Source organism: Paenibacillus sp. sgz302191, from assembly GCF_057749925.1.
Map to the genome: position 1 here is coordinate 151,989 of NZ_JBYLHY010000007.1, position 21,995 is coordinate 173,983.

Annotated in this window: 17 protein-coding genes; 7 read left to right on the plus strand and 10 right to left on the minus strand. The window is 52.9% G+C overall.

Features of this window, described 5'->3' with window-relative positions; genetic code table 11:
* Window positions 1–111 precede the first annotated feature (111 nt).
* The 3 genes from AC3G2T_RS12530 (at window position 112) to AC3G2T_RS12540 (ending at window position 3,745) form a co-directional block, all read left to right on the plus strand.
* Window positions 112–801: a response regulator transcription factor gene (locus AC3G2T_RS12530; protein ID WP_474682956.1), complete on the plus strand. Its 690-nt coding sequence runs from the start codon at window positions 112–114 to the stop codon at window positions 799–801.
* A gap of 134 nt (window positions 802–935) precedes the next feature.
* On the plus strand, window positions 936–2,786 hold the full coding sequence (locus AC3G2T_RS12535; RefSeq protein WP_474682955.1) for a putative bifunctional diguanylate cyclase/phosphodiesterase: 1,851 nt from the start codon (window positions 936–938) through the stop codon (window positions 2,784–2,786).
* On the plus strand, window positions 2,774–3,745 hold the full coding sequence (locus tag AC3G2T_RS12540) for an HD-GYP domain-containing protein (RefSeq protein ID WP_474682954.1): 972 nt from the start codon (window positions 2,774–2,776) through the stop codon (window positions 3,743–3,745). The genes AC3G2T_RS12535 and AC3G2T_RS12540 overlap by 13 nt, the downstream gene beginning before the upstream one ends.
* Before the next feature lie 127 nt (window positions 3,746–3,872).
* Here the strand turns inward: AC3G2T_RS12540 and AC3G2T_RS12545 are convergent, their stop codons facing one another.
* Genes AC3G2T_RS12545 through AC3G2T_RS12555 form a run of 3 tightly spaced genes read right to left on the minus strand, consistent with a single transcriptional unit; the run spans window position 3,873 to window position 6,935 of the window.
* A complete protein-coding gene (locus AC3G2T_RS12545) occupies window positions 3,873–4,958 on the minus strand; it encodes a Gfo/Idh/MocA family protein (RefSeq protein ID WP_474682953.1) in 1,086 nt (361 codons plus the stop codon).
* The gene (locus tag AC3G2T_RS12550; RefSeq protein ID WP_474683034.1) at window positions 4,955–5,887 is read right to left on the minus strand and encodes a helix-turn-helix domain-containing protein; all 933 of its coding nucleotides are present in this window, start codon (window positions 5,885–5,887) and stop codon (window positions 4,955–4,957) included. The genes AC3G2T_RS12545 and AC3G2T_RS12550 overlap by 4 nt, the downstream gene beginning before the upstream one ends.
* A gap of 43 nt (window positions 5,888–5,930) precedes the next feature.
* Window positions 5,931–6,935: a Gfo/Idh/MocA family protein gene (locus tag AC3G2T_RS12555; RefSeq protein ID WP_474682952.1), complete on the minus strand. Its 1,005-nt coding sequence runs from the start codon at window positions 6,933–6,935 to the stop codon at window positions 5,931–5,933.
* 744 nt (window positions 6,936–7,679) lie between these two features.
* Here AC3G2T_RS12555 and AC3G2T_RS12560 point away from each other — a divergent pair.
* Both AC3G2T_RS12560 and AC3G2T_RS12565 read left to right on the plus strand, forming a co-directional pair.
* Complete coding sequence (locus tag AC3G2T_RS12560) at window positions 7,680–8,153, plus strand: hypothetical protein (RefSeq protein ID WP_474682951.1); 474 nt, start codon at window positions 7,680–7,682, stop codon at window positions 8,151–8,153.
* 59 nt (window positions 8,154–8,212) lie between these two features.
* Window positions 8,213–8,590, plus strand: coding sequence for a hypothetical protein (locus AC3G2T_RS12565; RefSeq protein ID WP_474682950.1), 378 nt, complete (start codon window positions 8,213–8,215; stop codon window positions 8,588–8,590).
* Here the strand turns inward: AC3G2T_RS12565 and AC3G2T_RS12570 are convergent.
* Window positions 8,575–10,455, minus strand: coding sequence for a rhamnogalacturonan lyase (locus tag AC3G2T_RS12570; RefSeq protein WP_488435654.1), 1,881 nt, complete (start codon window positions 10,453–10,455; stop codon window positions 8,575–8,577). The two genes, AC3G2T_RS12565 and AC3G2T_RS12570, sit on opposite strands and share 16 nt — an antisense overlap.
* 326 nt (window positions 10,456–10,781) lie before the next feature.
* Window positions 10,782–12,053 (minus strand): ABC transporter substrate-binding protein, encoded by a 1,272-nt coding sequence (locus AC3G2T_RS12575; protein ID WP_488435655.1) that lies wholly within the window; start codon window positions 12,051–12,053, stop codon window positions 10,782–10,784.
* Between the two features lie 221 nt (window positions 12,054–12,274).
* On the opposite strand from AC3G2T_RS12575, the gene AC3G2T_RS12580 reads away from it, so the two are divergent.
* The gene (locus tag AC3G2T_RS12580; RefSeq protein WP_488435656.1) at window positions 12,275–12,904 is read left to right on the plus strand and encodes a DUF1796 family putative cysteine peptidase; all 630 of its coding nucleotides are present in this window, start codon (window positions 12,275–12,277) and stop codon (window positions 12,902–12,904) included.
* Between the two features lie 49 nt (window positions 12,905–12,953).
* Window positions 12,954–13,400, plus strand: coding sequence for a helix-turn-helix domain-containing protein (locus AC3G2T_RS12585; protein ID WP_488435657.1), 447 nt, complete (start codon window positions 12,954–12,956; stop codon window positions 13,398–13,400).
* A 194-nt stretch (window positions 13,401–13,594) separates the two neighbouring features.
* Here AC3G2T_RS12585 and AC3G2T_RS12590 read toward each other — a convergent pair whose 3' ends face one another.
* From AC3G2T_RS12590 to AC3G2T_RS12610, 5 genes are all read right to left on the minus strand, one after another.
* Entirely contained in the window at window positions 13,595–15,730 is a 2,136-nt protein-coding gene (locus tag AC3G2T_RS12590; RefSeq protein ID WP_488435658.1) for a hypothetical protein, read from the minus strand.
* Between the two features lie 271 nt (window positions 15,731–16,001).
* The gene (locus AC3G2T_RS12595; protein WP_474682944.1) at window positions 16,002–16,838 is read right to left on the minus strand and encodes a carbohydrate ABC transporter permease; all 837 of its coding nucleotides are present in this window, start codon (window positions 16,836–16,838) and stop codon (window positions 16,002–16,004) included.
* A 26-nt stretch (window positions 16,839–16,864) separates the two neighbouring features.
* Window positions 16,865–17,725: a carbohydrate ABC transporter permease gene (locus AC3G2T_RS12600; RefSeq protein WP_474683033.1), complete on the minus strand. Its 861-nt coding sequence runs from the start codon at window positions 17,723–17,725 to the stop codon at window positions 16,865–16,867.
* A gap of 110 nt (window positions 17,726–17,835) precedes the next feature.
* Window positions 17,836–19,137: an ABC transporter substrate-binding protein gene (locus AC3G2T_RS12605; protein WP_488435659.1), complete on the minus strand. Its 1,302-nt coding sequence runs from the start codon at window positions 19,135–19,137 to the stop codon at window positions 17,836–17,838.
* A 124-nt stretch (window positions 19,138–19,261) separates the two neighbouring features.
* On the minus strand, window positions 19,262–20,749 hold the full coding sequence (locus AC3G2T_RS12610; protein WP_488435660.1) for a DUF5605 domain-containing protein: 1,488 nt from the start codon (window positions 20,747–20,749) through the stop codon (window positions 19,262–19,264).
* Between the last annotated feature and the right edge of the window lie 1,246 nt (window positions 20,750–21,995).

Consider the following 21,995-nt stretch of genomic DNA (forward strand, 5'->3'; position numbering starts at 1 on the left):
GACTTACAAATTTCGTCAATATATAATGAATACTAGGCAAATTGTTAGCAAAATATGAGCAAAACTAACAGTTTTTTAACGTACCTGTCTTATGAAACGGGGGGAATCACATTGGTTAAGGTCCTTATCATTGAGGATGACAATATCATTGGCGAGATGCTGCGGCTTTATTTGGAAGAAGAGGGATACCTCGTAGAGCGTGCCGATACGGCGCAAGCGGGCTTTTCTTCATTAAAAACATATACGCCGGATATCATTTTGCTGGATTTGATTTTGCCGGATGCCCAGGACATCGATCTTTGTTCAGCGATCCGGGCGCAAACGGCAACCCCGATCATCGTTATTTCCATGAAAAATGAAACCAATACCCGCATTCAGGCTCTGCAAGTCGGCGCGGACGATTATCTCAGCAAGCCCTTCAGCATGCAGGAGCTGAAAGCGAGAATTCAAGCGGTTCTGCGAAGAGTGCAAATGATGCCCAATCCTCCTGCCGCCGAGCCCGCCGCGAAAAAGGAAGCCGCCATTTATTTGGACGAGGAACGCAGAGTCATCATGATGGCCGGAACGGCTATCGAAACGACTTATTCGGAATACGAGATCATGAAGCTGTTCGTGAAATCGCCCGAAAAAGTGTTTAGCCGCGATGAGCTGATTAACGCGATCCGCGGCATCGATTCGTTCATTAACGACCGGTCGATCGACGTCCACGTCACTAATCTGCGAAAAAAAATCGAGGAAGACCCCAAATCCCCCCGTTATATTAAAACGGTCTGGGGAGTCGGCTACAAATTTATTCAATGAAAAGAGAAGTCCAATGCGGACTTCTCTTTTTTTCGGGATAATTTAATATTTTGCTAATATCCATCTCTCAAGTTCCTAAAAACTTTTTTTCCATAATGAGGACAGCATCCAACGAACGATCGGAGGTCCGCGTATTGTCCTCTTCACAAATCGCCTTCAATCTGCTCAAAAATTTAGGCGATATCGCCTTATTCATCATTCTCGTCAATCATCTGCTCCCCCTCGCCATCCATTGGAAAAAATGGGCCAAACACGCTGTCTGCGGATGCATCTTCGGCTTCGCGGCTCTCCTGTCGATGAATATGCCGATTCATCTCGCGGATGGCGTTATGCTGGATATGCGCAGCATCCTTGTCGCGCTCGGAAGCTTTTACGGCGGAGCCCTTGCTGCCGCCATCGGCTTCGTGCTGACCGGAGGATTCCGCCTGTGGCTCGGAGGGGCCGGAGCGTTCTCGGGCGTCATGATGGCGGCTACGGCTGCGGCCATCGGGCTTATGTACCGCACGATCCATATGAAATACGGCGCGTCCGGCAAATTTGCGTTTCCAACGTTGTTCGGGCTCTCGGTCCTGGGCGCCAATGTGGGATGGGTCTTCCTGCTGCCGCCGCCTTCGGCGAAGCTGCTCATTTCGGACGCCCTAGTCCCTATTCTGCTGCTCAATCCCCTGGCGGCATGCTCCATTATGCACTTCATTCAAGCCGAGTCGCAGCGCAAAACGGCCAGGCTGATCGACCCGGAAAGCGGGCTTCCGAACAAGCAGTGGCTTAAGCTCAAGGTTCGGCGGCTGATTCGAAAGCGCATCCCGTTTTCTTTCATCGCGCTTCGCCTGGACAATTTGTCCGCCATCGGCGCCGTTTACGGCCATGGCTTCCGCAGGCGCATTTTGCAGGAGATGAGCTTTCGCCTTCAGGACGAGCGTCCGGTGTTCGTCGGAGAGCAGGAATTCATCCTGTGCCTCACGGAACAGGAGCTTAAGCGCGGAATCGATGCTTATGCCGACAAGCTCAGGCTCGTCATCACCAGACCGTACAAGATCAACCATATGCCTCTTTGCCTTTTTGTCGACACGGCGACCTTCAAGCATCAGGGCGAGGAAGCCGAAACGTTTATCGAATCGGCGCTGCAAGCCTTTCGGCAAAAAGGCGGAATGCCGGCCGCGGTCCCTTCCGAGGCGGCTTTGCTTCAGCGGTACAAGCTTCAAGACGCGCTGTACCATGCGCTTCGCAAAGATCAGCTTTCTCTGCATTATCAGCCGCAGTTCGATCTTCTTACCGGCGAACTGCGCGGTTTTGAGGCACTGCTCCGGTGGAAGCATCCGGTCATGGGCTTCATTCCGCCCGCCGAATTCATTCCCATTGCCGAAGAAACGGGACTCATCAAGCCGATCGGCTTATGGGTGCTGGAACAGGCGTGCGCGGCCCATCTGCAAATTATCCGCTCGTTCCCGGACGCGACGATGTCGGTCAACATTTCCGCCGCGCAGCTGTCCGATAGCTCTTTTCCCGGCGAAGTGAACCATATTCTTCAAAACGCCGGTCTTCAGCCGCAATCGATCGAGCTGGAAATTACGGAAAGCATGCTGATTTCCTCGTTCGAATTCGCCGAGCGGCAGCTCCGCCTGTTGGAAACGATCGGCGTCCTGCTTGCGCTCGACGACTTCGGCACAGGCTATTCCTCGCTCAATTATTTGAAACGGCTGCCCCTCCACACCTTGAAAATCGACCGTTCCTTCACCCAGGACGTTGTAAATCCGCGCGAATCGATCATTATGCAGTCCATCGTCCAGCTCGCCAAACAACTGGATTATGTGGTCGTCGCAGAAGGGCTAGAAACGGACGAACAGCTGTCGGAGTTGAAAAAATTAAACTGCGATATCGCTCAAGGCTATTTATTGAGCCGTCCGCTGCCCGAAGATCAACTGCCCGGCTTTATCGCCGAGCTGCTGCAAAATAACAACGAGGAGACGGCCCCATGCACATCGTGAACCTGAACGAAATCGCCCCCGGCATCTGCCGGCTTGCGCGTCCCGTATTCGATGAAAACGGAACGTGCCTGTACGCATCCGGCGAGCAGCTCGACTGCTGCCTTTTGCGGCAACTAACCGAGCTGCGGATTGAAAAAATTGTAGTCGAGGATGAAATGACCCGGGAAGTACGTTTTCCCGAATTGATCGCTTCGCCCGTCTGGATAGATTGGGTTCGTCAAACGCGCGACATTTACAAGACGGCCGCCGGCGGGCGGCTGGACATGCAAAAGATCGAAGAAATCGTGACAGCCATGCTAAACATGTGCGCGGAAAAAAAAGTGATCGTCCCTCTGCCCTCCGGTTCCGTGCCGGAGCGCTTACGGCTATACGCCCACGCGGTCAACGTCGCGCTGTGGTCGCTGCAAATTGGCTTGCTGTTTCCGTATACGAGCCGGCAACTGTTCGAGCTCGGCGTCGGAGGGCTGCTGCACGACATCGGCAAAGAGCGGGCCGCGAGCCGCAGAGAGCACCCGCAGGCGGGTTACGAGATGCTGCAGGGGCACCCGGAAATAAGCGCAATGTCGGCAATGATAGCGCTTCAGCATCACGAGGCTTTGAATGGAACCGGTTACCCGCAGGAGCTGCGCGGAGAAGCGTTTGGGGAGCAGCCGCAAATATGCGGCATCGCGAACCTGTTTGAAAAGTTTGCCGAGACGTGCCGCTCCATGTACGCGGAAGCACTCGATATCGTCCAGGCTTTTCAAAGCACCTGCTATCACGCCACCGTCGTAGCCGCCGCTGTCCGCACGATTCCCCGGTATTTGCCCGGCTGCACGATCCGCATTCACAACAGCGAGCCGGCGATCGTCCTGTCGTTGTCGGACAGGCATCAGCCTCTGCTGCGCTTCGTCCATACCGGGCGGTACTATACGCCAAGCTTAAGCAACAGCCTGGTTTACGAATTTGTCAAATCGTAAAAAAGAGCCCAAAAACGCAGCCCGCTTGACGGACTTCGCGCAGCTCACAGCGTGCGGTGCTGCGCTGCATGGCGGCGGTCGGTCGATCACAAACGAACTTCGCCTTCGGGCCCGAACGGCCCCGGTCTTATTGGTTGAAATAAACCGCCTGCCCTGTGCGGGACGATTCGTACAGCGCTTCAAGAATTTGCGATACGACATATGCCTGCTCCGGGGTGACCACCGGTTCCCGGTCGTTGTCGATCGCGTCCAGCCACAGCCTCATCTCCAGATCGGGCGCGCTATCCTTGGCCCCGTCGTAAAACGCGACGCCGCCGGCGTTCAGCTCCACCTCCGTCGTAAACAAACGGCTGTTCTTTTCGCCGTTGATGCGCAGGCCGCCCTTCATATCGGCGCCGCCTTCCGTGCCGCACAGCGTGCACTTGGCTTCGTCGACTTCAAGCGAGTTCAGCGCCCAGCTCGATTCGATCACGATGGTCGCGCCGTTCTCCATCACGACCATGCCAAATGCGGAATCTTCCACCGTGAACTTGGCAGGGTCCCACGGCCCCCAGGCGTTAGCTGCATTCTCGCGCTGCGATAACTTGTGGTATGCGGTGCCCAGCACGACCCGAGGCTTGTAATTGTCCATCATCCACAATGTCAGATCGAGCGCATGTGTGCCGATATCGATAAGCGGGCCCCCTCCCTGCTTCTCTTCATCCAGAAAAACGCCCCAGGTCGGCACCGCACGTCTGCGGATCGCGTGAGCTTTGGCGTAATAAATATCGCCCAGCTCCCCGGCGGCGCAAAGCTCCTTCAGGTGCTGGCTGTCCGGGCGAAAACGATTGTTGTAGCCGATCGTCAGCTTTTTGCCGGTACGGCGGGCGGCTTCCGCCATCCGCTTCGCATCTGCGGCGGTTTTGGCCATCGGCTTTTCGCACATGACGTGCTTGCCCGCTTCCAGCGCCGCAATCGTAATATCCGCATGGGAATCGTTCGGTGTGCATACATGTACGATATCGATAGTTTCGTCCTGCAGCAATTCCGCGTAATCCGTATAAACCTTCGCGGCTTCCGGGCCGTACGTTTTGGCCGCTTCCTCAGCCCTTTCCCTTACAATATCGCAAAATGCCGCGATCACGACGTTTTGCAGCTTGCTCAGGCTCGGCAAATGCTTGCCGTTCGCGATACCTCCGCAGCCGATAATGCCTATCCGATACACTCGTGTCATCGTTGACTCCTCCTTTTAAAATGCCCGTTGCGCATACGGTATTCCTGGGGCGTAATGCCGAAACGTTTGCGAAATACCGTGTGCAAATAATTCGCGTTTGCAAAACCTTCGAGCATGGCGATTTTGTCGATCGACAGCTCGCTTTCCTCCAGCTTCCGGCATACGGCTTCAAGCCTGACATCTTCCACGATGCCTACAAAAGTGCGCTCGCCGTGGTGCGCCTTGAGAATGCGCTGCAGTTGACGCGAGCTGATGTTCAGCTTCTCGGCGACATCCTCCAGAGTCAACGTCCCCGCATAGTTCGCGCGGATGTATTGCAGTGCAAACCGGTAGCGGTTGACGCTCAAATCGCGGGAAGGAAGCTCGGGCCGGGCGCGGTCGGCTCCATAGGCGCGGGCCGCGCGGAGCAAAATTTGCACGATGCACTGCTTGATCGTCGTGTACGAGCCGAGAACATTTTCGCAGCATGCGGTGTACGCCTCCAGGAAGAACGGCATCGCTTCGTATATGTCCTCGGCCGGGAGAAGCGGCGCGCGCTGCAGCTGGTCCACGCAGTTTTTCGCTTCGGCAATCTCCCAGGGGTCCGCCCCGTATTCGCTCGCGTTCGCATACACCGAGCTCCTGTCGACGATATCGATATGCAAGCACAGCTCATCCATCGCTTCCTGCGCGTCCGCTTCCTGAAAATGCATGACGCCCGGACCCGTCAAATAAAACTGCCCGCCCGTCAGGTCGAAACACCGGTCGACGAGGATCACTTTCCCTTTGCCGCGCGGGATAAAATGGAACTCGAACTCGGAATGCTTGTGAAAAGCTACCGTCTTCCCGGGAGCAAAGGAGGTCAGATGAAACCGGAGCACCCTGATCTCGTAATGCCCCCAACGAACGGTAAGATCGAGCCGCTCCAAAGCGTCCTGGCGCTCCCGCATCGTTTCGTAAGAGATTCCAGTGTGCAAACCGGCTTCCTCCTTGTCAGCCTTGGAGCTCATCCAGTCGGACAGCGCGGTTCTCGCGTGCCGACCGGTTAGACGCCTCCATCAGCTTGGTCAGCTCCACGGCCAGACGAATATTTTCTTCGGCCGACGTACCGCTGCGGATGTGCTCCACCCATTGTTCGAAAGCGCTTGCCCTTCTGTCGGGGAGAGGAACCTCATGCCACGCATCCGAGAACTGCCCGCCTGTGCCGCCCGTTCTCAGCAGCAGCTTGTTCTCCGGCGTTCCGTACAGCAAAGTGCCTTCGGTGCCGTGAATCTCGATAGTAAAAGGCGATTGACTGTTCACAAACCCCGCTTCGACGATCCCCAGCGCGCCGGACCCGGTCGAAAGCACCGCAACCGCGTTGTCCTCCACCTGCTTGCCGGTCACATAGCCGAACCGCGCCGTAATATCGACGGGAGCCTCGCCCAGAAACAGGCGCGTCAGGTACATCGGATGGCAGCCGAGATCGATTAAAGCGCCTCCACAGCACTGTTCTGCATTAAAAAAATGTTCCGGCAGCCAGCCGGCCGTCGCCCCGTTATGCGACAGCCGCGCACGCACGAGCGTAACGTCTCCGAGCAGCCCCTGCGCCAAAATATCGCGGATCGCCAGCGTATATCCGTCGTTAAGGCGCGGCAGCGAGACGGTCAGCTTCACGCCGCTGCTGTCAGCCGCGGCTACAATTTCATTCGCTTCGCGCAGGGTGGGCGCCAGCACCTTTTCCGTGAAAATGTGCTTGCCCGCTCTCGCCGCCGCCAACATAACTTCGCTGTGCCGGTTTGTCGGCGCGTCGACAATGACCGCGTCGATGCCGCTGGACAACAGCTCGTCGAGCGATGCGAAGAACGGCACCCCCTGCCGGTCGGCCGCTTCCTTGCCGCGGACCGGATCTTCGTCCCACACTCCGGTAATTTCCGTATCCGGATGCTCCTGGGCTTGCTTCGTATAATCCCATGCATGTACGTGCCAATAGCTGATTTTGCCAATACGCAGAGTCATCGCAATCGCTCCTCCATGTATAAAATTTAGACATCCTCTGCTAAATGTAGCACAGTATTCGCTTTATTTTTAGTTCAATTTAACGACATTGACGTATAAATTTACGACATCATGCACTGGCGCTCGTTTCGCGTTCCGAGCAACATAAAAGAAATTGCCGCGGAAACTCAGCGGCGGCAAAAATTTGCATGGCTCCGCGGGGAGTTGAAGGGAACGGTGCGCGACTCCAGCAAGCTCAGCACAGCGCAGCGCAGCGCAGAAACCTGCGAAAGCCATGAAGCCGGACAACTCACAAAACAATCAACCCGGACAACCTGCAACAAGTCTCATGACCCCGTGGATGTTACCCCACAGAATGAAAATAGTCAGGTCAACTGCGTTTTATCTTCGTAAGCTGCAAAAACTCCCTTGACGCTGTGAACGTCGCCCACTGAATGAAAATAAGCAGGCTACAACGTTCTATTTTCGTAAGCTGCTCCCCCCATAACCCCCATGTACGTCGTACCACTGAATGAAAATAATCAGGCTGCTGCGTTCTATTTTCGTATAAAGTGCAAACTGTTGAGGGACGTACACTAGAGAGGCGCATCCCCACTAAAGCGTTGAAAACCTGCAAAAACCAGATTGTCGATAAAGTGACGCGCTAGAGGAAGCAGTGGGGGAGGCAGCCGCCCTTCCTCAACCCACTACTCTCCTGTACGGGTTATGACACTAAAGTAAGGGGCTACAGGGCGGCTTGTCAGAGTGAAAACCTGCAAAAGTGCAGTTTTTTTCCGTAAAAATGGTTCATTTGGGCGAAAAGCCTGCGATTGTGCAGGAATTTTCGATGAAAATGAATCTGAGCCCGTGTTCGCGGTGAAAAGCCTGCACATTTGCAGGAATTTTCCATTTCCAGAGTATCATCCGAGCAAAAACTGTACTTTTGCAGGCTTTCTGCGCAGGGCCGCCCATCGGCGTTCGCTTCGCGTTCCGTGCGACGCTGTCCTGCGGCGCGGCGGCTGCGCTCGCGGCGCACCTCCCGCGCCCGGCGGCATTCGCTTCGTACTCCGTGCGATGCTGCCCTACGGCGCGGCGGCGCGGCCCCCCTACCGCGCACAACGGCGCCCGCTCGCGCTTGTCCCTCTCTCCCATGGCTATGCCTTTACAGCTTGGAAAATGTCAATGAAACCTGATATAAAGCGCTTTCCTTTCAGTTTCTGTAGTAGTCTCATCCGTTAAAGTAACTTGAAGTACAACTTCTCTATCTGGAGGCCGAATTCCGCAATGGGAGGATGCTGTTGGAAGCGATGGCTGCTTTGGTTGAGCACGAACGGGAATTGCAGGAACCGGTGGGTGAGATCGGACTTTACTGCAAGCCGACCGACGCTAATCGAAAGCTATACGGGCAAATTCGCAAAGGAAGCTTTGTGCTTGGATTGGCGGAAGTCGGATATCAGAATCGGGAAGTCGCAGTGCTCGGCAACAGCTGCTTTACACATGAGTACCGGAATAACCGGACATGGCGTGAGGTTCATTGGATGCGGCCGGGCTCGCGGCGCCCCTCCGGCGGGCTCCACTCACACGGAGGCCCGACCGAAAAAAGGCTGACTCACCGGCAGCTGATGCTGCTTGTGGGTCAGCCCTTTGTAGCGCCGGTTGATTACGGCGTCGTGTAGATGTTCGGCTTCGGCGGGGTGCTCATGCCGGTGCCCAGATAGAAGCTTGTATGAGGCGGCTGGTTGTACGCGACATTTTGCCAGGCGATGCCGAGCCGGTAGACGGGATCGTGCATCAAGGTATGAATTTTTGTCGTCGTGACGTCGGTAGTCGTATAGATCCGCAGGGCGGAGCTGTCGGATTTTCTCCAGATTACTTCTTCCCGCCAGTCCCCTAGAAGATCGGCCTGCAGAGACGGGGTCGCTTTGGTCGAGTTGTTCGAGTTCGTGCCGGAAGCCGTTAACAAGTTGACCAGCCGGTTGTTGGCGTAGTCCCATTTGTCAATTTTGCCGACGTTGGAACTGTGATCCAGAAGCTCGCGGGATAAATCCCCGTCCCACCAAATCGCAAAATTGGTAGAGCCGGGATTGCTGCTGCTGCTGATCTGCGTGCCCGTAACGCTGTACAGCCCGATGCCGGATGCCCAGAGCTCTTCGCCCTTGTACCTGGGGTCAATATCCGCGGCCAGCCCTCTTCCCGTATCTGTGCCTGTGCGCAGGCCCCACAAAATCTGGCCGGTGCGGGCATCGTGGATCTCCGCGCCATACTGGGCGCTGGTATTCTCGTGTACCTGAAATACCTCCAGACCAGCCCGATCGGGGTTCAGATCCCCGAGATGCATCGCGTCTCCGTGCCCGAGAGCGGTATTGTACAAAGTCGCTCCGTTATCGTCGATGCCGAGCGAGCCGTAGGCGATTTCATCTTTGCCGTCGCCATCCACATCGGCTACGCTGAGGTTATGGTTGCCTTGCCCGGCGGTGCCCGCATTCGTGGAACTGTTGCTGTCGAACGTCCATCTTCTCGTCAGGCTGCCGTTGCGCCAATCATAAGCGACGACTACCGTGCGGGTGTAATAGCCGCGCGCCATTACGATGCTGGGGCGCACGCCGTCCAAATAAGCGACACAGGCGAGAAACCGGTCGACGCGGTTGCCGTAGTTGTCCCCCCAACTGGAAACCGTTCCTCTCGGCGGCACGTAATCGATTGTGGAGAGCGCCTTCCCGTTTTGCCCGGAAAACACCGTCAGAAATTCGGGTCCCGACAAAATATAGCCGCTGGAGTTGCGGTAATCCGCAGTGGCGCTTCCGATGGTGACACCCGTTCCGTCAACGGTGCCGTCAGCCGTTTTGCACACCACTTCGGCTTTGCCGTCGCCGTCAAAATCATAGACGAGGAACTGCGTGTAGTGGGCGCCGGCGCGGATGTTTTTGCCGAGGTCGATTCTCCACAGGCGCGTGCCGTTCAGCTTGTAGGCGTCCAGATACACGTTGCCGGTATAACCGCTCTGCGAGTTGTCTTTGGAATTGGAAGGGTCCCACTTCAGGATGATTTCGTACTCGCCGTCGCCGTCCAGATCTCCTACGCTGGCATCATTGGCGCTGTAGGTATAGCTTTCGCCGGATGGCGTCGTGCCGCCTGTCGGCTTTTGAATAGGCACGTCCAGGTACTGATTTCCCCACACGCTTGCCGCCGGGGATACAGCCTGCTCCGTGCCGTTCACTACCGCCCGCACCGTATAGCTGGCGGAGGCCGTGCCCGCGGCGTCCTGATAATTGGTGCTGTTCGTGATCGGACTGGCATTCACTTTCGTCCCGTTGCGGTACAAATTAAACGAAACCGAGCTGTCCTCCGTGCCAAGGAGCCTCCAGCTTACAAAGACGCCGTTTGACACCTTGACCGCCACAACGCCGCGATTCAGTTTTTCCGCCTGACGCGGGGAAGCCGCCGAAGCCGACGGCTGCGGAATAATACCGGATGCGGCTATGGTAACAGCCGCGATGAGTACGGCGCACAGCCGCACCGGGAAACGCAATTTATTTGTCATTCAATCATCCCTCCATTATCACTGTTTTTGCAGCGGCAAGCCCTGATTCGCTCGCCGCTATAGAACCTGTACAACCATTTGTCAAAACATCCCTCCTTTTGCCCCATCCCAATTTCGTAAGCGCTTACTTTTCAATCTGTGAAACTGTCTCCCTCCTTTCAATCTAATGAGACCGGCATCAAGCGTGCATGCCAATCACCTACATAGTAACGGGTTTCCAATGGAAATATACACCAAAAAACCGATATCTTTGTTCAAATTTCAGACATATATTGAAATCTCCCGTTTTGCCCGGCAGCCCGGGCACCGGGCGCGCGGCGCCCGCTTTACTTTCGTTTGCTTTTGTAATCGGCAACCGCCTTGTCCATCGCTTCCGCCGCTTGCTGCGGCGTCCATTCGCCCAGCGTGACTTTGTCCTGCGCTTCGAACAACGTTTGCGTGATTTGCTGCGGCAAAGCCTGGTCGGTGATCAAAAAGCTGCCGGCTTTCGCCATAGCGAGCAGCGGCTGGATGTGCGGCGTCGTATCCGTGAATGTCACATTCAGCGCGGCCGGAGTGCCGTAATTGTCGATGTACTTGTTCGCGACAAGCGGGCTCGTCAAGTATTCGCCCAGTTTCAAAGCGGCCTCCTGTTTGGCCTGGTCGATTTTGCCATTGATCTGGAACATTTCCGCAAAAACCGATGTTCTTGCCGGCGTCCGGTCGCTCGGAAACTTGAAAACCCCGTAATCGGCCGGTTTGAACCCGTCGGATCTTATGTTTCTGTCCAGCCAGCTCCCCTCGACGGTTAGGCCCGTTTTGTCGTTTAAGAACAGGTCGTAGGCTTCCGATTCGTCAAGGGATACGTAGCCTTTGGGGAAGTAACCCTTGCTCGTGTACTCTTTGAGCCTCTCGAACGTCCGGACTACCGCCGGATTGTTCCAGGACGCCGAGAGATCGTTCAGCTTGTCATGCAGCTCCGGACCGGCAAAATGCTCCAAAAGCTGATCCGTAAGACGCATCAGATGCCAGCCCCCTTTGGCGCCTAACCCCAGCGGCGTGACCCCACTCTCTTTCATCGTCTTTAACTGCGCTTCAAACTCATCGAACGTTGCAGGCGCCTTGAGATTCAGCTTCCCGTAAACGTTCTTCGAATACCACATGTCGACGGCGTTCAAATGGTAAGGGATACCGGCGACTTTCCCGTTATATGTGGACAAATCGATGGCCGCTTTGTCGTAAATTTCGGACCATTTATGGTCTTTGGACGCCTGCGTCAAATCCATCGTCATGCCGTTCTCCGCGTAAAAAGAGCCCAAAGAGCCTCCCCAGGTAAACCACATATCCGGAAGCGTCTTGGAATTGGCCGCTACTTTCAGCGCTTCTTTTATCGGATCGACGGCGTACTTGCTGAGCTGCACATCGATATGCGGATTTTCTTTTTTAAAATCGCTCACAGCCTCGTCCACCCAAATGTGCGAATCCAGCACCCATAGCGTAACGCTGACCGGAGAGGCGATATTGTTTCCGGCGCCGCCTGCCGTACCGCCTTTTGTGCAGCCCGTTGCGGCACCCGTCATCAATAAGCTGCCCAAAAGCAGCGCGATCGCTTTTTTCATACTTTTCCCCCTTTGATTATGTGCACGCCACTACGGAGCTCTGTCTTCATATTTATCCATTTTACCGTTTTTATTCATCGGTTTGAAAGTGGCGCGGGGATAGGAATCCAATCATAATAAGTCCGGCTTGAATCTAATGTTATGACTTGCGCCGGCGCGGGCGGATTTGGAACGGCTGCGGGCGCGGCGGCTCGACTCGGTCATGTACCGGAGGTGAAAGGATGAAATGGAACAATTCCAGGGGCAGCTATAAAGCCTGCATCAGCTTGGGGACGACGTGTCAAACCGCTTATCAGTTAAAAAGATTGGGACTGCGCCGGTATGCGGGTCCTTTGGATTGGTTTGTCTCCGACTCTGCAGACGGATTGGTCCGGTTAATAGAGAATCGTTTTCAAGGATTTATGGAGTTGAATCATATGCAGCCCATTGGCGCCACCGATGATTGTTTCGTTATTCGAGATAATCTGTATGGCGTGGAATCTTTCCATGACTTCCCCCGCAGTCTTCCCCCGGAGCAGTGGCAGGACGCTTATCCGGGGTTCAAAGCAACAATCAGCCGCCGTGTCGACCGGTTTTTGAAAACTGTGAAAAATACCCCTGTCCTTTTTATAAGAACCCAAACGAAAAAAAAAGAAGCGCGGCAGCTTCGCACAGCTTTGCAGCCGATCATTCACGACAAATCGCGATTTTTAATCGTGAATTTCCACCCGGACAATCGCGAAGATGTCGTTTACGAGGATTGGAGGCTGGATAAAGTATTCCCGGTTATCGTGCCGAGAGGGACGGATTGGAAGGGATCGGACCAGGCCTGGGACACGTGCATGAAGGGCTTAAAGCTGCGGTCCCGCTAGCCAAATGAAAGCCTCCAACCCACACAAAACAGGGACGGAGGCTTGATTTATGGATGATGTCTGTGATTATCCGCAAGAGGCACCAGCGACCTGTAATGAATACATGGGCATAAACCGACAGGATCTTCGAGAGTTGATCAACCTTATGGCGGAGATTGTAAACCATGCCCAACCGATTAAAGCGTATACTACAGGCGAGTTGGCCCGAATCTTTGGCGTTTCGGTGCAAGCCATTAATAAATGGATAGATGAAGGGCGTTTTCTTGGATATATGCGGGAAGGGCAAAATCGTCATAATCGAATTCCTGAAACCATTTCTTATGCAATGAGAACCGGAGAAGTGATTACAGTCCGCGAAGTTGCTGCCATGTATGGTTCTCAGAATCAAGCTCATGGGGCAGTGGAATTAAATCCTGATGAACATCGGAATGCAGTTCTAGATGTCCCGATTTATGAGAAAATACGGCGGAACTTACGAAATGACGCTTGGCAATAAAGCAGAATTGACGATCCAAGAGGATCGCGATGCGTCGATCTGGCTTGCGCTGCTCGATGAGTTGAGGGAAATAGCAGTGGACAAGGAGCCCTGAAAGAAAGCATGCCCGCTGAGGCTTTGCAGGCATGCTTCTGGTAACGTACTAGAGAGTCAAGTATTGTTCTGAGTTAAGGGAGCTCTTCATGTTGTTCCGATTAGTTATCGCCCCCGTTCATCGTGTTTAATTTTTTCAGCCGTTCATGAATATCGTTTCTGACTTCTATAACATGCAGCCTTTTATCTTTCCAGATTTCCGGCATTTGTACTTTTTGTGCGTTCAGATAAGTATCCTGACGCGGTCCGATCCATTTTTTATTATGAGAAAATAGGTCGGGTTGACTTGACGGGCCGATAAAAACGTTAAAGCCGTCTGTTTTCGCTTTTCCTGTCTTTTTATCAGCTTGAGACAATTTATTTTTCTTGATATCATAAACAATTTGATCTAATGCGCTCAAAACGGCTTTCGCAAAATCCTTATTTCTCATTTGTTTCTCGGGTTCCAGGGATTCAGGTGCTTCAAAGTCCTTAATCCGCTTTCTTAAGCCGCTGCTTTTCAGTGCGTCTTCAACCCGTTTCCAGTCCCCTTGCTGTAAGATACCCAGCCCAATGTTCATCACCGTATCTTTGATCCAGACCTGCTTGACATCTTTAACGCGGCTCGAAGCCATCTGTTCGTATTTCAACTTGCTTTCCATGTCATCCGAATGCTCTTGTTTGATAAGCCCCATCTTATCGGATCTGGGGTTTTTATATCGATGTTCTTGCGCTTCCCTCAGTTTTTTCATCGTCGGTAATGCCATCTGACCGCTTAAACTTCTTGCCAGCACATCCAAAAATACTTTCAGATTCGTTTTATCCTCCGCTATGACAGGATACTGCTCCAGGGCTTCGCCGGCTTCATCAGAAAGGGCCTTTACCGGCCCTGCAGCATCTTGAATGAGAACGGCTACAAGATCATCCCCGATATCGTTATTTAGATTATCGATACTTTCATTTAGAGTTGCAATCGCCTCGCGATATTGACCGATCGCGTTTTCCAAACCTAGAGGTGTAATATAGCTTTTCTGCAATTCATTCAACACGCCATCTGTCGTTTCCATAAAGGTATGTTTGATATTCTCATTTGTGCTTATGTATTGATCCGCAGCACTTTTGGAAAGACTGAATCTGCTGGGTTTGCCGTATTTAGCCGCATGCAGTTCCTGATGAACTTTTTTATGTATGTTGCCGGCGACCAATAATTTCAGTTTTTGTATACTTGTTACAGCTCGATCGATTTCATCCTTTGAACTTGCCAGTTCGATACTAAAGACCTCCTGATACAACATATCTCGCAATGAAGTTTGAATAGAGGAATAAAAGTCTGTGTAACCATCCATCCCGCTTCCTGCATGAAGCTCTTGGAGCATGTTAAAAGTGTCCGCATCCGAAGCAAAATTCACTTGGGTACTAATATGAGGTTTATCCGCACTGGACATTTTCGTACTTGGTTTTAACGGAATATCCCCCAGTTCATCCTTTGACACCTTCGCTTCTTTCTTATGTACGGAATCTTTAGTATTCGGCGTCATATTTCCTGAAGCAACTTCCACGTCTTTCAATTCGAAATTGATTCCGGGATCATTCTGGAATTCGGAAATTAACTGACTCACTGTTGGATTAGAAGATGTATGACTGGTCAAAGTGTCCTTAATGATGGTGTCTACTTTGTCCACATCATCCGCATCGGGGATCGGTTTATCCCCCACGGTTTCAATAAGAAAAGGGGGACTTACCAATTCAAGCGCATCGGATGCATCTGTCTCCAATACGAACGGTATACCTGTATAAGGCATGCGTTCTTGAGATTCACTAATCGTGACGTGGGAAGCTCCTTGCAGTCTCCCGTCCGTCATTTGGGCGAATTCGTGTTCAAAACCGACGGTTGTATATTTCTTCTCATAGATTTCAGGGTCTTGCTTCACATCCTGCTGGAGTTCCATTTGCTCTTCTAAAAAGTCCTTAAAATTATTTGCATTTATTTTCCGTTGTATGATAGGGTCGGACATTCCGGTTTGATTTGCGGATCTTTGCAGCGGCGTTTCTTTGACGTTGGTCTGCGGCCTTGTGAACTTGGATTGCAGCAGTTGCGCTACGGCCCGATTTCCAATCGTTTGCTGGAACCGCATGATTTGCAGCTGTGATAAGTCTTGGTAATTCGCCGGTAAAGGGGACTTTTCCATAGAACCATGCTCGCTCACCTTCGCTTTATCCGAAGTGACTTTAGGATGGTTTACATAATTTGAATTCATCTGTCCTCCTTGAGAAATGTTGACGCGGACTCAGGTAACTCATTACTAAATTTTAACTCAACAGACAAATCAAAGCTACGTCTTATTTGAAATCAATGAGAAATTAGGAGTAAATCGGAAGGAAAAGAGGCAGATGTGCCCGTTCACGGGCCAAGATTTGGGGAATAGCAGAACTTCCCCAGCAGGGAGAAGGCACCTTGACCTTGGGGAAATATCGCGGCAGGTGCCATCATCGTTCTGTCCTTGCGTCGGGCAGGAGGTATGGCCGGCCTTAGCCCTTTACCGAGCCGGCCAGGCCGTTGACAAAATATTTTTGGAACGTCAAGTAGACGAGCAGCACCGGGATCATCGATATCAGCACGGCCGCGCTCAATAGCGTGTAGTCCGTCGAACGTTCTCCCTTGAAGGCCATCAGCCCCGTAGTGATCAATCTCATCGAATCTTTGGTAATAAAAATTTGCGCGAGCAGAAATTCGTTCCAGGTGGCCAAAAAGTCAAAAATAACGAGCGTCGCGATGGCCGGCATCGACAGCGGAATAATGACTCTGAGAAATTTGCCCAAATCTCCGCAGCCGTCGATCAGCGCGGCCTCGTCCAGCTCTTTCGGAATCGTCCGGAAAAATCCGCGCAAAATCAAAATGCCGAACGGGATGCCGAATCCGACGTAGATCAGAATAAGCCCCGGATACGTGCTGACCAGGTGCGTCTTATTCAGAAAAATGTTCAGCGGCACGAGCGTCGCCTGAATCGGAATCATCATGCCCACCAAAAATAAGGTGAACATCGGGCCGCTCCACTTGAAATCGAGCCGGGTCAGCGCGAAAGCCGCCAAAGCTTCAATCAAAATCCCGAGGGGCACTTTGATCAGGCAAATGATCAATGTGTTTTTCATGTACATGCTCATTTTGCCTTGATCCCACGCTTTCAGAAAGTTGTCCCAATGATACTTTTCCGGCAGCGTGTAGAACGGATGGCTCAGCAAATCGGCGTTCGATTTCAGCGAAGTGAATGCGACAAATACGACGGGGATTAAAAAAAGAGCAGACAGCAATATTAAAAATGCGTACTTCAACACGCCGGAAATTGGGTGCGCCCGCAGTTCGTTCATTGTTTCAGTCACCATCTTTCCGAAAATTACAAGTGCGATTTTTTAGTCGTGTAATAAACGTAAGGAACAAGAACAATCATTACGATAATGACGAGATACCAAGAAATGGCTGATCCTATTCCGATATTGGCAAATTTAAAGGTTTGGTAATACATCCACGATGACAGCACCTGCGTGCTTTCCGCCGGTCCGCCGCCGGTCATGCCGTAGATGATATCGTATACTTTCATGGATGCGATCATAGTCGTGGCGATGACGATGACGAACGTCTCCTGCAAAAGCGGGATCGTAATGTACCAGAACGATTGGTACGGCTTGGCCCCGTCGATGATCGCAGCTTCGTAAGGGTCCGGCGAAATCGTCGACAGACCTGCCAGGAACAGCACCATCGGCTGTCCTACCCCTTGCCACAGGGCCGCGACGAATACGGCGTTAAGCGCAATCTTCGGCTCGGCCAGCCAGGCGTGAGTCCAGCTCTCCAGTCCTACAGCTTCCAAAACTTTGTTAATAAAACCTTGCGTCGGGTTGTACATCCAGGCCCACACCGCGGCGACTACGATGCCCGACAGCACGTACGGAAAATAAAATATTCCCCTGAACAAGGTGCGTCCTTTTATTTTTTTGTTCAGCAGCAGAGCCAGGCCAAGGCCAAGCCCCATCGTCAAAACGAGCGATCCGAGCATCCAGAGCAAGTTGTTTTTCAGCGCCCTGGGGAAGACGGAGTCTTTTACAATCAGGTCCACGTAATTGTGTAAGCCTACGAATTCTTTATCCGGAGTTACTCCGTTCCAGCTAAAAAAGCTGAGATACAGCGTATACAGCGACGGCACGAAAATGACCGTCAAATAAATCAGCAGTGCAGGCAGCAGAAACAGCCAAGGCTTCATCACCCCGATCCTCACTCTAAATCCTCCTTATGGGATGCGGGTGAAGCGACTCGCCGCCTCACCCGCTCCTTTTGTTATCTGGTTGCTTGATCGATCAGATACCGCTTGGCTTATTTCTTTTTGCTTTTATAATCGTTAACCGCTTTGTCCATCTCCTGTGCGGCCTGCTGCGGCGACCACTCGCCCAGTGCGACTTTGTCCTGCGCTTCAAAAAATTTCTGGATGACCTGCTGCGGCAGCGCCTGGTCCATAATGAGGAAGCCCCCGTCGTTCGCGCTGTCCAGCAATTGCTTCAGATGCGGCGTTTTATCCGACAATTTAACGTTCAGCGTTGCCGGCGATCCATAGCCTTCAATATACTTGTTGACTACCTTGACGCTGGTCAAATATTCGCCGAATTTAATGGCGGCATCCTGCTTCTCTTTCGTCGAGCTGCCGTTGACTTGGAGCATTTCGGCAAATACCGAGGCCCGGGACGGCTTCTGGTCGTTCGGAAACTTGAATACGTCAAAGTTGTTGGCGTCAAAGCCGTTCGTGTTAATGGTGCCGTCAAACCAGGTGCCTTCATCGATTAAGCCGGCCTTTTGCTGATAGAAGATCGATTCCGCTTCTTGCGGGTCCAGAGAAATATAGCCTTTAGGGAGATAGCCTTTATCCGTATATTCCTTTAATTTTTCAAATGTTTTCACGACCGCCGGATCGTTCCAGGATGCGGTAAGGTTGCTTAATTTGTCATGAAGCTCCGCGCCGCCGAAATGCTCGATCAGCTGCTCGCTCAGGCGCATCGTGTGCCAGCCGCCCTTGCTACCGAAGGACATTGGAGTAACGCCGTTGTCCTTGAGTGTCTGCAATTGCGATTCAAACTCGGCGAATGTGGTCGGCGGTTTAAGCTTGGCCTTGTCGTATACGCTCTTCGGATACCACATGCCCAGAACGTTCAGATGTATCGGGATACCGGACACTTTTCCATTGTAACTGGACATGTCAATCGCAGCCTTGTTGTAAGTTTCGGACCACTTATGATCCTTGGCGACCTGCGTCAGGTCCATCGTCAAACCGTTTTCCGGATAGAACGAACCCAGCGATCCGCCCCAGGTAAACCATACATCCGGAAGCGTTTTGGAGTTGGCGGCCAGTTTTAAATTCTCTTTAATGGGGTCTACGCCATATTTGCTCACCTGCACATCGATGTTCGGATTTTCTTGCTTGAAGTCAGCAACGGCCTTGTCGATCCATTCCCAGCCTGTATCCAACGTCCACAGCGAAATGCTGACTTTACCGCCCGCAGCCTGCTTCCCGGCGCTCGTGCTATCCGGACTTGCCGCCTGGTTCGTGCCGCTGCCGGAACCGCATCCTGCCAAAATCCCGCCTAACAGCACTGTGCTCATCAATACGGAAGCTACTTTTTTCATACTGCTTTTCCCCCTGTTTAGTCGATTTGTTCATCATGTTGCCGCCGAGCCGCATGGACCCTGTAAAGCTTTTGCCCCCATCACCCCTTTCAAAAGGCCCGCACCCTTTGCGATGAAAGCAGGTTCACCTGTCTTCGGCTTTTTTGATCCTTAAAGCTTGATACGGCTTGCTTGGCAATTCCACCCGGCATGTCCCTTCAAAACCGCCGGAGAACGGCGTAACGGTCATTTCCCATGTATCGATCAGCTCAACCGTAAACCGGACGCCTTGCGGCAGGTCCAGATTGCGGAACGCCGGACGGCTTGCCCCGAAATAGATGAGGTAAAAGTTCGCATCGATTCCGCCGGCGGCCGAATCCCATTTGAAATTGATCGGCGTTGGCCCGAGACGCGGGCCTTCCTCCATGATTTTCCGCAGAAATCCGATTCTGTCGGGGCTTTCCCCATGTAGTGTTCCCCCGTGGGACCACCAAATAATATTTTGCGGATGTACAAAGGTTTCCCCGTGTGTCACATAACCGCCTTGGGCCATGCCCTGCCAGAAGCATTCGAGCATTTTTTCCGCCGTAATGTTGCCCCAGCCGTGATTCAAGTTCCCCTCATACCGGCATTCGTCGATGACGACCGGCTTTTTGTATTGAGCGCGCCACTCCGGCACAAAATAAAGGTCGTGATGCTGGATGCTGACATGCGTAACCCATGGTTTGCCATGATCGTACCAATGCTGATCGTTCCTGTAATGAATCTCCGGATTGTGCCAGTTATGGATAGAGCGAAGATGCTGATAAGGATCGTGCTGCTGAATGACATGGAAGAACCGGTCCCAATCCTGCATCGATTTGTCGAACATCAGATCGTACTCGTTAGCCAGCGACCACCAAATATTGCGAATCGAAGACAGCCTTGCCATCGCATAGCGCAAGTACAGGTCGTCCGTTTCCGGACGCATCCGGGCAAAACCCCACCGGTCGTACGGATGGAACAAGATGAGATCGGCTTCAATGCCCAAATTTTGCAAATCCAAAATGCGCCGTTCCAGGTGCCTCCAGTAAGCCGGATCAAACCGGGTAAAATCCCAGCCCTGCTCCACCGATCCTTCAAACGGATATAGCTCCGGTTCGTTCAAGTTGTAATCGTAATGCTTCGGAAACACGCACATGCGAATTTTATTAAAAGGAGCCCGCGCGAGGCTGGCCAGCGTCTGTTCTTCCAACGCCTCCCCTTGATGGTTCCATGCGTAACTGGTCGTCCCAACCGGGTAAAACGGCGTACCGTCCGCATAAGCAAAATGATAGATCTGATCGACCCGCACAGGCCCGCGGTTGCCAGGCCCCGGCTCCACACAAAGCAGCATTCCTTTGACGCCGTTCAATTCCGGCTCGCTGCTTATCGTCTCAAACAACCACTCGCCCGGCGTATCCGGCATAAAACGAACACAGTACTGCCCATCGCCGTCATAGAAACCATCCGCTTCTACGGTGCGGTGCTTATAGCTGAACCGTGCCGAAAATTGCATGTCCGTAAATGGATTGCCGGCGCGAGGACCCTGAAGGCGAAGCTCGAACATCCCCCAGCGTTCCGTTTCGAAAGCGTTTCCGATTTGTTTGTTCATGTCGGTTTATATCCTTTCCTGGTACAACTTTATACTTATTGTAAAAAAGTCGGCTCACACCCGGTAGTAACCTGAACTGCGTTTTTGTGTTCAAATATGACCGCTTATTTTCTGAAAATACGAAAAATCTTCTTGCAAATAGATGATTTTTGACATTTCCTATGTTTTTATGCTTACCGTGCCGGGTCGCTCGCTAACACAGTGCCGGCTGCGCGTGGAAAAGATGCGCCGAAAGTGCATCTTTTTGCATCTCGATGCTTTTCGAAAACTCGCCCGCTGGAGCGAGTGTAGCGATTTGGCGGCGCGCGGGGAGCCTGCACTTTTGCACAGGCTTTGAGGAAAATTCGCCTGCTGGGACGAGCGCAGCGGCTTGGTGGCGCGCGGAAAGCCTGCACTTTTGCAGGCTTTGCCGTAAATTCGCCCGCCGGAGCAAGCGCCGTGGCTTGGCGCCGCAAACTCGCCCGCTAGAGCGAACGTAGCGACTTGGCGGCGCGCGGAAAGCCTGCAAAAGTACATCTTTTTGCTACTTCACGCTCCCGCCTCGGCATAATTCCTGCAAATGTGCAGGTTTTTCCACTCAAATTGGGGGTTCCGTCCCTTCACGAGCTAAATTCCTGCACTTTCGCAGGTTTTTCCCAAAAACGGGACAGTTCCTTCGAAAATGCCTGCACTTTTGCAGGCTTTGCCGTAAACTCGCCCGCTGGAGCAAGCGCTGCGACTTGGCGGCGCGCGGAAAGCCTGCAAAAGTACATCTTTTTGCTACTTCACGCTCCCGCCTTGGCATAATTCCTGCAAATGTGCAGGTTTTTCCACTCAAATTGGGGGTTCCGCCCCTTCACGAGCTAAATTCCTGCACTTTTGCAGGCTTTTCCCAAAAACGGGACGGTTCCTTCGAAAATGCCTGCACTTTTGCAGGCTTTGCCGTAAACTCGCCCGCTGGAGCAAGCGCTGCGGCTTGGCGGCACGCGGAAAGCCTGCAAAAGTACATCTTTTTGCTACATCACGCTCCCGCCTCGGCATAATTCCTGCAAATGTGCAGGTTTTTCCACTCAAATTGGGGGTTACGCCCCTTCACGAGCTAAATTCCTGCACTTTCGCAGGCTTTTCCCCAAAACGGGACGGTTCCTTCGAAAATGCCTGCACTTTTGCAGGCTTTGCCGTAAACTCGCCCGCTGGAGCAAGCGCTGCGACTTGGCGGCACGCGGGGCTCTCCCGGCACGGCCGCGCAGCTCGGACCTGCCTCGCC

What these genes read in the sequence shown, in the direction of transcription:
- AC3G2T_RS12540 (WP_474682954.1), top strand. Translation starts at nt 2,774, where the DNA reads ATGCACATCGTGAACCTGAACGAAATCGCCCCCGGCATCTGCCGGCTT.
- AC3G2T_RS12545 (WP_474682953.1), bottom strand. Translation starts at nt 4,958, where the DNA reads ATGACACGAGTGTATCGGATAGGCATTATCGGCTGCGGAGGTATCGCG.
- AC3G2T_RS12550 (WP_474683034.1), bottom strand. Translation starts at nt 5,887, where the DNA reads ATGCGGGAGCGCCAGGACGCTTTGGAGCGGCTCGATCTTACCGTTCGT.
- AC3G2T_RS12555 (WP_474682952.1), bottom strand. Translation starts at nt 6,935, where the DNA reads ATGACTCTGCGTATTGGCAAAATCAGCTATTGGCACGTACATGCATGG.
- AC3G2T_RS12570 (WP_488435654.1), bottom strand. Translation starts at nt 10,455, where the DNA reads ATGACAAATAAATTGCGTTTCCCGGTGCGGCTGTGCGCCGTACTCATC.
- AC3G2T_RS12575 (WP_488435655.1), bottom strand. Translation starts at nt 12,053, where the DNA reads ATGAAAAAAGCGATCGCGCTGCTTTTGGGCAGCTTATTGATGACGGGT.
- AC3G2T_RS12580 (WP_488435656.1), top strand. Translation starts at nt 12,275, where the DNA reads ATGAAATGGAACAATTCCAGGGGCAGCTATAAAGCCTGCATCAGCTTG.
- AC3G2T_RS12585 (WP_488435657.1), top strand. Translation starts at nt 12,954, where the DNA reads ATGGATGATGTCTGTGATTATCCGCAAGAGGCACCAGCGACCTGTAAT.
- AC3G2T_RS12590 (WP_488435658.1), bottom strand. Translation starts at nt 15,730, where the DNA reads ATGAATTCAAATTATGTAAACCATCCTAAAGTCACTTCGGATAAAGCG.
- AC3G2T_RS12595 (WP_474682944.1), bottom strand. Translation starts at nt 16,838, where the DNA reads ATGAACGAACTGCGGGCGCACCCAATTTCCGGCGTGTTGAAGTACGCA.
- AC3G2T_RS12600 (WP_474683033.1), bottom strand. Translation starts at nt 17,725, where the DNA reads ATGAAGCCTTGGCTGTTTCTGCTGCCTGCACTGCTGATTTATTTGACG.
- AC3G2T_RS12605 (WP_488435659.1), bottom strand. Translation starts at nt 19,137, where the DNA reads ATGAAAAAAGTAGCTTCCGTATTGATGAGCACAGTGCTGTTAGGCGGG.
- AC3G2T_RS12610 (WP_488435660.1), bottom strand. Translation starts at nt 20,749, where the DNA reads ATGAACAAACAAATCGGAAACGCTTTCGAAACGGAACGCTGGGGGATG.